The following is a 14,833-nucleotide window of genomic DNA, read 5'->3' on the forward strand; positions in this document are numbered from 1 at the left end:
AAAAAAATATAATACAATTTATCTTTTGTTTCTTATATATAAAATAATTATTCCATTAGTTAATAATGTTTTTGCTTTATTCACATATAGTCATAGAAAAAAATTCCTTTACTCCTTAACCATAGCGTGTTCCGATAGAAGGAATTACCTTTTTTAGGGTAATTTTTATTTAAAAATAACTAAGGAGAACTCCCCCAAAATGAACAAACAAAATTTAGAAAAAAAACCTAAGAAGAAATTGCAACGTGGACTACATAACCGACACATACAACTTATAGCCCTTGGTGGAGCGATTGGAACAGGTCTCTTCATGGGATCAGGAAAAACAATCAGTGTAGCAGGCCCCTCAATTCTACTCGTTTATGCAATTATTGGTTGTGCTCTATACTTTGTCATGCGTGCTATGGGAGAGTTACTGCTTTCTAATACACAATACCGATCTTTTATTGACTTCTCAACCGATCTTCTAGGGCCGTGTGCCGGATTCTTTATCGGCTGGACATATTGGTTGTGTTGGATTGTCACTGGAACTGCTGAAATTATTGCTATTGTCACTTACACACACTTTTGGTGGCCTGAACTCAATCCGTGGATTCCTGTTATAATTGGTCTTATGTCCTTTTTAATTCTTAACCTCGTCGCCGTAAAACTATTTGGCGAACTTGAGTTTTGGTTTGGTTTTATCAAAATCGTAGCAATTCTAGTCCTAATCGTTGTAGGATTTTATATGATCTTTACCGGTTTTGTTTCTCCAAACGGTACGGTTGCTTCTCTTAGCCATATATGGAACGGTGGGAATATTTTTCCGCGAGGAATTACAGGCTTTTTTGCTGGATTTCAAATTGTTATTTTTGCTTTTGTTGGCATTGAACTCGCTGGAACAGCTGCTGCTGAAGTAAAAGAGCCTCAAAAAGCTTTACCACAAGCTGTTAATTCAATACCAATCCGCATTGTATTCTTTTATATATTCTCTCTTCTTGTGATTATGTCTGTGACGCCGTGGGATCAAATCAGTCCAGAAAAAAGCCCATTTGTAACAATGTATGCACTTATTGGTATTCCAACTGCTGCAGGTTTGATGAACTTTGTTGTCCTCACAGCTGCCGCATCTTCAGCAAATAGTGGAATTTTTTCTACCAGCCGTATGATATATGGGCTAGCAACACAAAAAGGTGCTCCTAAATTCTTAGGAAAACTTTCTCGTAACCACGTTCCAGCCAACGCATTATTCTTTTCATGTATATGCATCTTATTTGGTTATGCCGTCGTATCGTTATCTCAAACACTCATAGCTGCTTTTACAATTGTTACGACAATTGCCGCAACTTTGTTTATATTTGTATGGTCTATCATTTTGATCAGCTATATCATCTATCGCCGCAATCGTCCTCTCCAGCATACTGTCTCTCCTTATAAAATGCCAGGAGGTGTTGTTATGTGTTGGGCGCTTCTTGTTTTCTTTGCATTCATTATCTATTTATTGTCATTAGAAGCTGACACTGCCATAGCTTTAAAATACACTCCAGCATGGTTCATATTTTTAGGAATTGTATACTTTCTTTTTGGGAAAAAGAATTATGCAAAAAATTAAAAAATAAAGCTTATATTACAAAAAACATATAAAAAAGGGTAACTAAAGTTACCCTTTTTTGATATTTATCTATAAAATTATAAAAGCTATTGACAAAATATCTCTGTAGAATCTTCAATTACGCTCTTTATCAACCAAAGCATTCGATTTTATCCAAGGCATCATAGAACGAAGTTTTTTACCAACTTCTTCAATAGGATGATTATCATTTAAACGCCGCATACTTTTAAAATGAGCAGCACCAGCTTTATATTCTTGAATCCAATTCGATGTAAATTTACCCGTTTGAATATCTTTCAATATACGTTTCATTTCTGCTCTGGTTTTCTCCGTAATCACACGTGGACCAGACATATATTCACCCCATTCAGCTGTATTAGAAATCGAATAATTCATATTTGCAATGCCCCCTTCATACATGAGATCAACAATCAGTTTAACCTCATGCAAACACTCAAAATAAGCCATTTCCGGTGCATAACCTGCTTCCGTTAGTGTTTCATAACCTGCTCGAATCAATTCAACAAGACCACCACAAAGAACCGCTTGTTCACCAAAAAGATCAGTTTCGCACTCTTCTTTAAATGTTGTTTCAATCACCCCAGCACGTCCACCACCAAGTCCACATGCATAAGACAATGCTACATTATGTGCATGCCCTGAAGCATCTTGCGCCACCGCTATTAAACAAGGAACACCACAACCCCGTTGGTATTCATTACGAACTGTATGACCTGGACCTTTAGGAGCAATCATCACAATATCAACGTTTTTTTTAGGTTCAATCAAGCCAAAATGAATACTTAAACCATGAGCAAAAGCAATTGCTGCCCCGTCGCGTAAATGATCATGAATATGTTCCTTATAAATATCAGCTTGCAATTCATCTGGTGTTGCCATCATGATGAGATCTGCCCATTTTGCTGCTTCAGCAACACTCACCACTTCAAAACCATCGGCCATAGCCTTTTTAACTGTTTCCGACCCTGAACGCAAAGCTATTTGCACATTTTTAACACCGGAATCTTTCAAGTTTAAAGCGTGCGCACGCCCTTGAGAACCATAACCAACAATGGCTACTTTTTTCCCTTTAATGAGATTAACATCCGCATCACGATCATAATAAACACGCATAAAAAAATTCCTTCTTTCTCTATTTAAACTGGATTTCAGATTATTTTTATTAAATAAGAAACATTATCTTTAGTGCATCACACACTTATAAAGACAAAAAACACCGCTTATAAAAACACAGCAATTGAATAATTTTAAAGTTTACATATTGCATAGAAAAAACTGTAATCCCCAAACATTCCTAAAACATATACAGATCCCCAAATAACTTCAACTGCTATTCTACAAAAATAATAATTACACAAAATAAGATTTCTAAAGAAAATTTAGCTAATATTCTACTCTTCTATCGTGCAACAAAACGCTATATTCTAAAAATTAAGATACAACATACAATTTTTAACATGAACCAAATCAATATGGATAGCAAGAAAAATTACAAAATAACAAGTATTGTTTTAATACAACCTTCAAAAGCATATACAACAATATCTTTAGAATAATAGAGAGGATGTTTTTACTTTTTACGTTCTTTAATATCCACGCTTCTCACGCAAAAAAGAACACCCCCATACGGCCATTATGTTATCCATTTATGGCGCCTTATAAAAAAATTTTAATATGCTCGAGCCCTTTTCAAGAATCCCCTATAATAGTCTAAGATTTATTGCACACCACTCTCTTTACTTCATAAAGCTACAAGTCGATATCATCATTCTATTTAACAGCTCCTATTGCATTAAGCTTACTCATAAGGAGATTTTACGTTATACTATTTACAGATAACCCGAAAATGAGCTCAAATATCAAGAAAATTTGTGTATTGATCCATTAAAATCCTACGCACTCCTTTATAATGGAAATACTTTCAAAACCCTATTTCTTCTCCCTTCAAAGAAATTATAGTAAGTAGATTTGGTAAAATTTCCTCATAATGGATGGTATATCAAAAAGCATTTCATACCCTAAAAAACACAAAAAATAGAAAGCTACTAATAAACAGAGGAAAATAGAATATTTTATAATGTATGCTAATAGTGCTACTTATCTCAACATGTATAAAATTGTTTTTTAAGATAAATTGACAAACCTCTATAAAAATTTCTCTTCCAATTTTTATAGAGAAAAAAAGATTACGATAATAATCGGATAAAACGCTGAACAGTCTCATGCATTCCATACTCCAACGCATCAGCAATAAGCCCATGGCCAATAGAAACTTCATCAAGCCAAGGAATCTTTTTGACAAGAGCAGGAAGATTCATAATTGTCAGATCATGCCCTGCATTCATACCTAACTGCAACTCTTTTGCTCTTCTTGCTGCTAAAACAAGTTTATTGAGCTCTTGAACTTGTTTTATTTTGTCCTGAAATGCACCACCGTAAGGTCCCGTGTAAAATTCCACACGATCAGCACCCATTGCTTTAGCAATATCAAGACCATCGACAGTAGGGTTAGCAAAAAGGGATACACGAATCTTTCTTTTTTTTAAATTCTGAATAATAGGTGCTAAAAATTCTGCATCATGAGCAAAATTCCAACCATGATCAGACGTTGACTGATCTGGATCATCAGGAACAAGGGTAATCTGATCCGCGTAGTTTTCAGCGATATCTAAAAATTGATCACTGGGATAACCTTCAATATTAAACTCAGCTGTAGGAAAAGCGTTCTTGATTAAACAGTATATATCTGGCAAATCCGCAAAACGAATATGCCTTTCATCAGGGCGTGGATGAACCGTCAAACCTGCTGCTCCAGCAGCAAGCGCTATATGCCCAATATTCGTTATACTTGGCCACGGAAGATTACGTCGATTACGCAAAACAGCAACAGCATTAAGATTAACCGAAAGTTTTACCGCCATGCCCATTTCCATTTTTTTATAGTGTGTAACAAGATAGAAAAAAGGCATTTTCCATCTGAAACTTAGATGATATACATATTTTTTTCTATCGAACAATCATTAAACGTTCTGCTGCGCGCGTAATTCCCGTATAAAGCCAGCGCGCATACATATCACGAAATGCAAAACTTTCATCAAACAAAACGACATTATTCCATTGAGAACCTTGCGCCTTATGAACCGTTAATGCATACCCATAATCAAAATCATCATATCGCTTTTTTAATTGCCATGAAATTTCTTGATCAGGGTTTTCAAACGCTGCTTTTAAAAGTTTAATCTTTGCTACCCCACGCTCACTTTCTTCTGGTTTAACAAGAAGATTAATACTCGGTTTAACTGTCTCCTTCTGTGAAGTCATCACCTTCCATAAAGAGCCATTCAACAAACCTTTAATAGGATCATTTCGCAAACACACCAGCTTATCTCCTGCTTGCGGATAATCTGCTGTAAATTCTTTTAACACACGCAAACGCTGATTATAAAGGTAGCGCGTACGATTAACCCCCACCAATACCTGATCAGCATCCAAAACCAATTGTTGATTGACCTCTTTACGTGTAACAACACAAGCTTCTCCATAGTCACCATAAGCAATATCGCGTCCTTCACGCACGTCCATAGCAAGACGTATAATCGGATTATCTCGCGCTTGCCGATGAATTTCTGAAAGAAGAAAATCTGGTTCTCCACTGGAAAAAAATCCTCCACCTGATATAGGAGGCAATTGGCCTGGATCACCAAGAACAAGAATTGGCGTCCGAAAACTCATTAAATCACGCGCCAATTTTTCATCGACCATCGAACACTCATCAACAATAATGAGTTTAGCTTGTGCAGCAGCACTTCTTCGATTTAATGTAAATGTTGGAGCGATAGACTTTTTTCCTGTTATTTCATCGGAAACTTCCTCTTCACCACGTGGACAATAAATCAGCGAATGAATCGTACAAGCATTGCTTGCACCTTTAGAACGTAAAACCTGCGCCGCCTTCCCTGTAAAAGCAGCAAACTGAACAGAACCATCAACTGTTTCTGCAAAATAGCGCGCAAGCGTCGTCTTACCCGTCCCCGCATAGCCAAAAAGGCGAAAAAGAGGAGAACGCCCTTCCTTCAACCACGCGGCAACAGCCTTCAATGCATTATCCTGTTCCCGTGAAAACTGCATAGCTTACCAACATAAGATTTGCATAAAAAGAGCAGTATTTTGAAAAAAAACTACTATCAAGAAAAAATTTTTTATTAAGGATTGCTGATACACGCCCATCTAACAACTTTCGTAGCACAATTATCAATTATTTACCCATTGCTTTTTCAAGATATTGTAACAATCTAAATTTTATCTATACATCGATCTTCTTGGTAACACTTTATGCGTATCAAATAAAATATCATTTTTTACAACAGTAACACCAACAATGGAAGATGCATATCTTAAATTTAAAATAACACCTCTATACGCTTTTTCTAACCCCAAAATTTAGAATGAGAAAAAGAGCATTGCAATTGCAAAACCCTCACTAGAAAAAATGTCCTTAACAGGATAAGAATAATGTAATTTTTGAACGCTATTTTACACAATCAATCAGCTTTCTTGCACATAAAAAATAAAGTACATCCACTATTACGAAATAATAATAAATATATCAAAAACCTTTTGGCAAAAATAGAAATAGCTCTCAACAAAACGACTTAATCCTATGATGATACACCTATAAGGTTCCTATTTCCCTCTTATCATGATTTTAATAAATTTACTCTTCATGCTACAAATATGTTATATCTCAACGAATAAAGAGAGACATCACGCTTATATGAAGCACGCTTTATCTCGCACAAATATGGAACTTTTTCTGTTTCAACAATAAAATATGGTTCGTAAGTATGGCCTTCTTGGTAGTCTATTATAAGAAAACTGGGACATGGTTTCATGTCCAGCGTAGCACTTCAGGTTCGTCCTCTAGAATATGAGAAAAGCGCAATTCTCCATCGACTGAGTCAAACTTTTTCTTTTTGTCGCAATGTTTTAAAGTTTATAAAAACTAACTGATTAATACTATTCTTATTGCTAGAAATAACAATGAAATAATGAGCTCAAATATTGATGAATGAAACGGAAGGTTTAAATTGAAAATATTAATTCCAGACGACTATCAAAAAGCCACCCTAACATTACAGTCTATTACAAAATTAATGAAATTGCATGAAGTGCTGGTTATAAATAATTTAGCTAAAGAATGTGATTTAGAAGATAAGCTCAAAGAGATAGATATTCTTATCTTAATCAGAGAGCGGACTATAGTTGATAGAAATCTTCTCCTGAAACTGCCAAATTTAAAATTAATCTGCCAAACAGGCCCTATAGGTTCACATATTGATATAGAAACTTGTAGAGACTTAGGAATTGAAATATTAGACGGTGGTGGAGATCCAACTTCTGCTGCTGAATTTGCGTGGCTCTTAATTATGTCTGCGCGTAGAAAACTCTGTAAATCTGTATCTGATATGAAAAAAGGACGATGGCAAACAACATTTGGCAACCAAATGAAAGGGGCTACTCTTGGAATATTCGGGTTTGGCCGTATTGGTAAAATGGTTGCTCAATATGCTCAAGCTTTTGGCATGTCCATTTTGGTTTATGGGAGCGAGCGTTCAACGCAAGAAGCAAAAAATTTAGGTTATCATTTTACGCATTCAAAAGATGAATTTTTTACACGTCCTGACGTTATATCCGTCCATTTACGTTTAAGCGATAAAACCAGAGAAATCATAAAATTAGATGATCTATTGAGCATGAAACCACATGCTATTTTTGTTAACACAGCGCGTTCAGCTTTGGTTGAAAAAGGGGCGATAGAAAAAATACTAAGTTTGGAAAATTCAACTTACTTTGCACTGGATGTTTATGACAGCGAGCCAGTATATGAGAGCAAATTATTGCAATCAGATAGAGTTCTTTGCACACCGCATCTGGGCTATGTGACTGAAGAAAGCTTTGAGAATTATTTTGAAAAAGCTTGCCAAAATATAGCGTCTTTTATAAAGAGCGCTTAATGCCGGCTGAGCCAATGTTTGTAAAATTTATCTTATATCGCTAGCCTATCAAATTTGCACGACACATATTGGCTGGACAGATGACGCCATGTCATCTCTTTACACAAAGAGCGCAGACCGTAAAAAACTCGCTCTTGAAGCTATAAAAAAACTTCAAAAAGATGAGGAATAGAGGCAAAAAAACGTAATAGAATCAATAGCGAATAAAACCCTCACTATTAATATAACTTATTGACTTAATTATTATTGAGTATCCATACGGTAGTATTGAATATTCGGTTGAGTTAAAAAATAGCATTTTCGCTGCTACCACATAGAATATTGACAATTCTTATGAACAAAAAGGGGTCTATTACCCCTAGACCATATTTAATCTTTGAAAACCTTCCTGTTGATAGACAAATTAATACGTCACCTAATCCTTATAATTTAGATGCGTCTTGTAAAAGTGGCTATATTAGCGAAAATTTAATTATGATGTTTTCTTTAGTGATCGGAGAGCCTTATTCAATTAAGTTTGAAGGCGAACATATAGTAAATAACCTGCTTCCTTTAGAGGATAATAAAAAAGATTATACAGAATTAGGATCTGAAGTTGAGTTAGATTTTCATGCAGAAAATGCTGCACTAAAATTTATAACGGGTTTAAATTTATCTCTTAAAGGGGATACTTTTATCTGGTGTTCGCAATGGCGTTGATGGCCCGTTAACGAGAATAGTCTGATGCACGTCTAGCTTTAAAATTTTTAAGTGAGGAGGATTTGAGTAGCTTAAGGGATAATTTATATATAATTAATGTTCCCTATAGATGGAGAAAAAATGGGGTAACCTCTACAAGTAAAGTGCCCCTAGTTCACAGGGACAGTGAATTCCCTGATATCAGCGCTGTTTTTTATCCTGGCATGTTAGAACCACAGTCAAAAAAGCCAAGGAAGCTTTAGATCATTTTTATGAAGCTATTAAGGCTGTATCTTTTGGAATTGATGTACCACTAAGGAAGATTATTATACATTGATAATAGAATGGCTCTACACTCTAGAGATAAGTTTTTTGGATCATTTGATAGTTATGAAAATCCAATGCGGTGGATTCAAAGAGTGTTGGTCTCTGCAGATTTATGGAATCATAGATACATAGAACAAATAAAAGAAAGAGTATTTGATTTTCAATGTTAATGTCCTGATAATGATATAATGTTGAGTATTATTCTGGTTTATATATTGATGATACATCTCATATGTATAGGTTTCTCCCGCATAATCAGGTGAGGTTACTACCTAATTATAAGCTATGGTGGCCAATTGATTTTCTATGGCTGCATTTGATCTTTGTTATTTTTGCCCTTCCTTCAAGCCGCTAGGGGGATTCCCCTATCAAGCCCTTGAAAAAGCGATTTGGAGTAATTTCATAATGCGAAACCAAAACATAGTGACAAACTTTTCTATTGTTTTCACAAGTATGACGGTTTGCATGGTTGCCCCCTTCAAGCACAGTGGATTTTTTTCTTGCACGATGGAATCTTTCATATATGAGACAACATAATTAATTTATAACAGATAATTCAATGTATTATCTAAAAAATGCAACGAAATAGCTATTAATGTGAACATATGAATTAAAAAAACAAACATCGCGTACAAATAAATTCAAACATAATTGTGCACACGACTTATAACATTTTTTAGATGAACAAATAATAATACACCCCATGTCTTTAAACAAAGAATGAAAATCATAAAATGAGCTCTAGGGATAATAGGAACTCTCCACAAAGAAGAGACAGAGATGAGGACTCCAAAGACTTCATCATCACTATCCTTCACCATTTTGTTAACATATTAATTTTATACAAGAATCTTTCCCTCGGAAGAAATAGCATTTGCAATAGCTTCTTCGCTTGCCTCATCGGGTAATAACATCTCATTATGAGCACATCCCGATGGGATCATAGGAAAACAGTTTTCTAAATGATAAACACGACAATCAAAAAGAACAGGCTTATCACAGTCAATCATCTGCTGAATTTTATCATCAAGTTCATCGGGTTTTGAACAATGAATTCCCACGGCTCCATAAGCTTGTGCCAATTTCACAAAGTCAGGCATAGATTCCGTATAAGAATGAGAAAGACGATTACCATGCAGCAATTGCTGCCACTGGCGAACCATCCCCATATACTGATTATTTAAAATGAAAATTTTTACAGGTGTGTCATGCTGAATAGCTGTTGCAAGCTCTTGAATATTCATCTGAATGGAGGCATCACCAGAAATACACACAACAAGCGCATCAGGATGTGCTATTTGAACACCGATAGCCGCCGGAAGACCATACCCCATCGTTCCAAGACCACCAGAAGTCATCCAATGTTTTGGTTCATCAAAATGATAATACTGTGCTGCCCACATCTGATGCTGTCCGACATCCGTTGTAATATAAGCATTCGCATCTTTGGTAAGAGCATAAAGTCGTTCAAGAGCATATTGCGGCATAATGACATCTTTTTTCTCCGCATATGCCAATGAATTACGAGCTTTCCAACGGTTAATTTGCGTCCACCACGCCTCACGGACTTCACTGTTAAACGCTGGTTGCTGTATTCTTAAGAGTTGCGTCATATCTCCTAAAACACAAGCCACATCACCAATAATTGGAACTTCTGCTTTTACAATTTTATTGATGGAAGAAGGATCAATATCAATATGAATAATACGCGCATGAGGTGCAAATGCATCAAGGCGCCCCGTGATACGATCATCAAATCGTGCTCCAACAGCTAACATGACATCACAATCATGCATGGCCATATTAGCCTCATAGGTTCCATGCATTCCAAGCATTCCAAGCCAATTTTTACCGGAAGCAGGATAAGCACCAAGTCCCATTAATGTTGAAGTAATCGGAAAATCCCCCAATTGAACCAAATTACGTAAAAGCTGTATAGCTTTCATCCCCGATGAAATAACACCACCACCAGAATAAATAATAGGGCGTTTTGCCTCAACTAAAAGAGAAACGGCAGATTCAATAGCCTTAATATTCCCTTTCAACGATGGAAAAGAATGTAAAGACTCCTGAACTTGAGGTGCTCTATAAAGTCCTGAAGCAAATTGAACATCCTTAGGAATATCAATCAAAACCGGCCCAGGACGACCTGATTGAGCAAGAGCAAAAGCTTCATGAATAATAGCCGCAAGATCATTGACATTTTTAACCAGCCAATTACGCTTCGTACAAGGCTTTGTAATTCCAACTGTATCAGCCTCTTGAAAAGCATTTGTTCCAATCACCGTTGTTGACACCTGCCCAGAAAAACAAACAAGAGGTATCGAATCCATAAGAGCATCTTGCAAAGGTGTCACAGCATTCGTTGCCCCTGGACCAGAAGTCACAAGCATAACCCCTACCTTCCCTGTGCTGCGTGCATAGCCTTCAGCCGCATGCCCTGCGGCTTGTTCATGGCGCACCAAAATATGCTGGAGTGTATCTTGGTGATAAAGAACATCAAAAATAGGCAAAACAGCCCCACCAGGATAACCAAAAATATGTTCAACGCCTTGATCTATAAGAGCCTGAACCACTATTTCAGCGCCCGACATTATTTTTCCATCTGCACTCTCTTGCTTTCTTTGATCATTTCTCATTTTTCCCACTCACCTACTTTATAGGACAATAAAAAAGCCCCTAACGGAGCCCATAAAAAAAGCCCCCAAAGGAGCCCATTACACAACACATACTGTATGATTACCCCCCATTATTCCAACGTATAAAATATATAAAAAATTCCTTGTAGACAGATTTCTAATTCCATTGATACCATTCGTCAATAAAAAATTATATTTTCTAAAAAATTTCTTTTTTACGAATTATCTTTTATCTTTCGAAAATTTCTTTGCAAGGCTCCAGCTCTTTTATCAAAAAGTAAGCATCCATTCTTCATCAAATTGATTACGAAACCATGTCATTTGTCTTTTTGCATATCTCCTCGTTTGTATTTTCACCGCTTCAAGAGCACTCTCAAAGCTTCTATATCCATCCAAATAAGCCATAAACTCAGGTATACCAATAGCCTTCATTGCTGGTAATGAAGGGGAAAGTTTAAGTTTTTTCATAGCCACCACTTCTTCTAAAGCTCCTCTTTCAATCATAGAATCCAAGCGTTTATGAATACGTTCATAAAGCAGAGGACGTGGTGGCATGAGAAGAATTTTTTCGGTCAAATTTGGCGCAATGAGAGGTGTTGTTTTTTGTTTCTGCCACCAACTGAGCGTCTTACCGGTTGCATCATAAACTTCCAAAGCACGGACAATACGCTGTCTATCATGCGAAGAAATTTTTTCAGCAACAACAGCATCAATCTGCAACAACTGGCGATAAAGACTTTCAGGTCCCTCTTTATCAAGCAGCAAACGCCACTTCTGCCGCACAACATCTGGAACATGAGGGACTTCCGAAATCCCCTCTAAAAGAGCACGAAAATAAAGTCCTGTTCCACCAACAAAAATAACTGATCTTAAAGAAAAAGTAGCCAATAGCTCCTCGACATCACACAACCATTGCCCTACTGAATAGTTCAAAGTAGGACTCACATGACCATAAAGATAATGGGGAACAATCGCGGTATCAGCCTCCCCCGGCCGTGCCGTTAAAATATTTAAAACATCATAAACCTGCATTGAATCAGTATTAATAATGAGAGCATTCTTTTCTTGAGCCATTTGCAAGGCAAGTTCTGACTTCCCACTTGCCGTTGGCCCTGCTATCAATGTAATTGTTCTTTGTGCCATGAATAGCAATTTCTCCCAATCAATAACTTATTGCAACATACAGACACCCCCAAAGCCACTATCTTCTCTCCATTATCATAGAGTAAATACTTCAAACAAAAATACGAACACAAATTCTCTTCAATACAAAGAAAATCCTATGAAACTTATAAAAAAGAAAAAATAGACTTAAGAACAACACCAAAGGAATTTCCAAGCATTTTTTGCTATCATAATTCAATAACAAACCACAGCTATAATAATTTTGTCCGTTTAGGCCATTAAAAACATACTCTTTGTCATCATTTATGAAAATAATACTGAGCTTAACCTATACAATCAAACAGCTTTATTTTTTCCTATAAAAACAGCATGCTACTCTGATTTATAATAGGAGATTCAGAAATTGTCTTCTTCACGCTCTTTCTTTATAACTATTTTTTCATCCATCACCAAGAAAGGTGTAAATATATATATAACTAATTTAGTCTAATATGATTTTTCTCTGAGAGAGCTTTTTTCAAACTGAAGTGAAAAAACGTTCTCTATAGCACACAAAATACAATCACAAAGTGCTAAAATTCTCACTAGATACAACATTATTTATAATAATAATTGACTTAAATACAAAACATAGATCTCTTATGCACTATTTTAAAGCCTAAGCTGTTGCAAGGTTGGAAATCTAGCAAATCTATGATGGTACCAACTTGTACTTTTATTTAACGCAAAAATAGAGCTGCCCAATGAATTTTATATTGCACACCCCATGCTCTCTATCGTGAAATGAATTTGAGAAATATTGGACATCACATGCCTAGCTTGCAAAATATCCCATATACTAAGGCTGATAAAAAACAAAAAATAATTTTTAAGGATCAATCCATTAGGAGCGTTACGAACCGTAACTCTCCATCTGGACGCGCTACAATAAATAGAGCATTTTTGCGTCCAGCTTCACGTAATTTATGAATACGTTTTTTAGCCTCATCAATTGTTGTGATAGAACTCTGATTGATATCAACAATCACTTCACCAACGCGAATACGCTTTTTATCCGCTGCACTATTTTGTGCAACAGATGTCACCACTAGTCCTCGAAGTTTATCTGAAATTGAATAACGATGACGCAAATCCTCCGTCAGTTCAGATAACGTCATTCCCATAAATTGCATTGTCACGTTTTTCGACAGATCTTGATTTTTTTTATCATCAACTTCTTCTTCTGTATCTTCATTTGGATCTGTTTCAATCAAACGTCCAAGCTTAACTTTTACTGTTTCTTCTTGCCCATTCCGTAAAACAGTAACATCCACCACCTTTCCTTCTGAACTTTCTGCAACTAAACGCGGCAAATCACGTGCATGCTTAATTTTGGAATTACCAAAAGAAAGAATAACATCTCCAGTTTGTAACTGGCTATTATCTACATTATTTTCTTCCGTCTGTTCTATTTTACCAGCCACCAATGCTCCCACAGCATTGTCCAATTTTAAACTTTTTGCAATATCCTCTGTTACCGGCTGAATACGAATAGCCAACCAACCACGTCTTATTTCTCCAAAATCACGCAATTGATTAATAACAGAAAGAGCCATATCCGATGGAATAGCAAATCCAATACCGATAGATCCTCCCGAAGGTGAAACAATTGCTGTATTAATGCCAATGACTTCACCATTTCTATCAAATAACGGACCACCAGAATTGCCCCGATTAATTGCTGCATCTGTTTGAATAAAATTATCATAGGGACCAGCATTAAGATCACGGTTACGCGCAGAAATAATACCAACCGTCACACTTCCACCAAAACCATAAGGATTACCAATAGCCATAACCCAGTCACCAATACGTGCTTTTTCTGAGTCACCAAAACGCACAGCTTTTAATTTTTTACTTCCTGCATCGACTTGAAGCAACGCCAAATCAGTTTTGCTATCCTTTCCAAGAAGCTTTGCCTTTAGTTTTGTACCATCCGTAAAATTAACTTCAATATCATCAGCATCAACAATAACATGATAATTTGTAACAATAATCCCTTTTTGCGCATCAATCACAAAACCAGACCCTAAAGAACGCACCTTTTGAAATTGACTATCTTTTTGAGCATCCTTGGGTGTAAAAAAATCACTAAAATATTCCTCCAGCAATGAATCTTTTGGGATAACGGGTACCGAGGTATTTTCATCCTGTTCTGTTCCTTCAACAGTCTGTGCCGTGGAAATATTCACAACTGTTTCCAAAAGCTCAGAAGCTAAATCAGGAATAGAAAGCAATGCCTCGCTTGTCTCTGCTCCCCAAGACAAACCTGACCCTGATAGAAACAAAGTCACACAAAAAACAACTCTTGTGATAAAAAACTTTAAAAACGTATTTTTACTCACGACACTTCTATCCATGACATGCCTTTAATCAAAGATGCAAAGAGCCCCACTAAA

9 protein-coding genes and 1 pseudogene are annotated in these 14,833 nt (G+C 36.2%); 4 read left to right on the plus strand and 6 right to left on the minus strand.

Annotated elements, in window-relative coordinates; genetic code table 11:
* Positions 1-199 precede the first annotated feature (199 nt).
* Positions 200-1,591, plus strand: coding sequence for an amino acid permease (locus PVV63_RS03950; protein WP_273790746.1), 1,392 nt, complete (start codon positions 200-202; stop codon positions 1,589-1,591).
* 114 nt (positions 1,592-1,705) lie between these two features.
* Here PVV63_RS03950 and ilvC read toward each other — a convergent pair whose 3' ends face one another.
* From ilvC to PVV63_RS03965, 3 genes are all read right to left on the minus strand, one after another.
* Positions 1,706-2,725, minus strand: coding sequence for a ketol-acid reductoisomerase (gene ilvC, locus PVV63_RS03955; RefSeq protein WP_273790747.1), 1,020 nt, complete (start codon positions 2,723-2,725; stop codon positions 1,706-1,708).
* 1,073 nt (positions 2,726-3,798) lie between these two features.
* Positions 3,799-4,533 (minus strand): pyridoxine 5'-phosphate synthase, encoded by a 735-nt coding sequence (locus PVV63_RS03960; RefSeq protein ID WP_273790748.1) that lies wholly within the window; start codon positions 4,531-4,533, stop codon positions 3,799-3,801.
* Positions 4,534-4,618: 85 nt separating this feature from the next.
* Positions 4,619-5,740: an ATP-dependent RecD-like DNA helicase gene (locus tag PVV63_RS03965; protein WP_273790749.1), complete on the minus strand. Its 1,122-nt coding sequence runs from the start codon at positions 5,738-5,740 to the stop codon at positions 4,619-4,621.
* 959 nt (positions 5,741-6,699) lie between these two features.
* On the opposite strand from PVV63_RS03965, the gene PVV63_RS03970 reads away from it, so the two are divergent.
* The 3 genes and pseudogenes from PVV63_RS03970 (at position 6,700) to PVV63_RS03980 (ending at position 8,325) form a co-directional block, all read left to right on the plus strand.
* Complete coding sequence (locus PVV63_RS03970; RefSeq protein WP_273790750.1) at positions 6,700-7,626, plus strand: D-2-hydroxyacid dehydrogenase family protein; 927 nt, start codon at positions 6,700-6,702, stop codon at positions 7,624-7,626.
* Between the two features lie 70 nt (positions 7,627-7,696).
* Positions 7,697-7,798, plus strand: a pseudogene (locus PVV63_RS03975) (integrase); the annotation flags it as partial.
* Between the two features lie 161 nt (positions 7,799-7,959).
* Positions 7,960-8,325, plus strand: a complete 366-nt coding sequence (locus PVV63_RS03980; protein WP_273790751.1) for a hypothetical protein — start codon at positions 7,960-7,962, stop codon at positions 8,323-8,325.
* A gap of 1,145 nt (positions 8,326-9,470) precedes the next feature.
* Here PVV63_RS03980 and PVV63_RS03985 read toward each other — a convergent pair.
* The 3 genes from PVV63_RS03985 to PVV63_RS03995 all read right to left on the minus strand — a co-directional run bounded on the left by PVV63_RS03985 (position 9,471) and on the right by PVV63_RS03995 (position 14,794).
* The gene (locus tag PVV63_RS03985; RefSeq protein ID WP_273790752.1) at positions 9,471-11,270 is read right to left on the minus strand and encodes an acetolactate synthase 3 large subunit; all 1,800 of its coding nucleotides are present in this window, start codon (positions 11,268-11,270) and stop codon (positions 9,471-9,473) included.
* A gap of 270 nt (positions 11,271-11,540) precedes the next feature.
* Positions 11,541-12,413: a tRNA (adenosine(37)-N6)-dimethylallyltransferase MiaA gene (gene miaA / locus PVV63_RS03990; RefSeq protein WP_273790753.1), complete on the minus strand. Its 873-nt coding sequence runs from the start codon at positions 12,411-12,413 to the stop codon at positions 11,541-11,543.
* An 857-nt stretch (positions 12,414-13,270) separates the two neighbouring features.
* Positions 13,271-14,794 carry a Do family serine endopeptidase gene (locus tag PVV63_RS03995; protein WP_273790754.1) on the minus strand — a complete coding sequence of 508 codons (1,524 nt, stop codon included), beginning with the start codon at positions 14,792-14,794 and terminating at the stop codon, positions 13,271-13,273.
* Positions 14,795-14,833: the final 39 nt, after the last annotated feature.

Source organism: Bartonella sp. CM31XJBT (genome assembly GCF_028618555.1).
In the GTDB taxonomy this organism is placed as follows: Bacteria; Pseudomonadota; Alphaproteobacteria; order Rhizobiales; family Rhizobiaceae; genus Bartonella.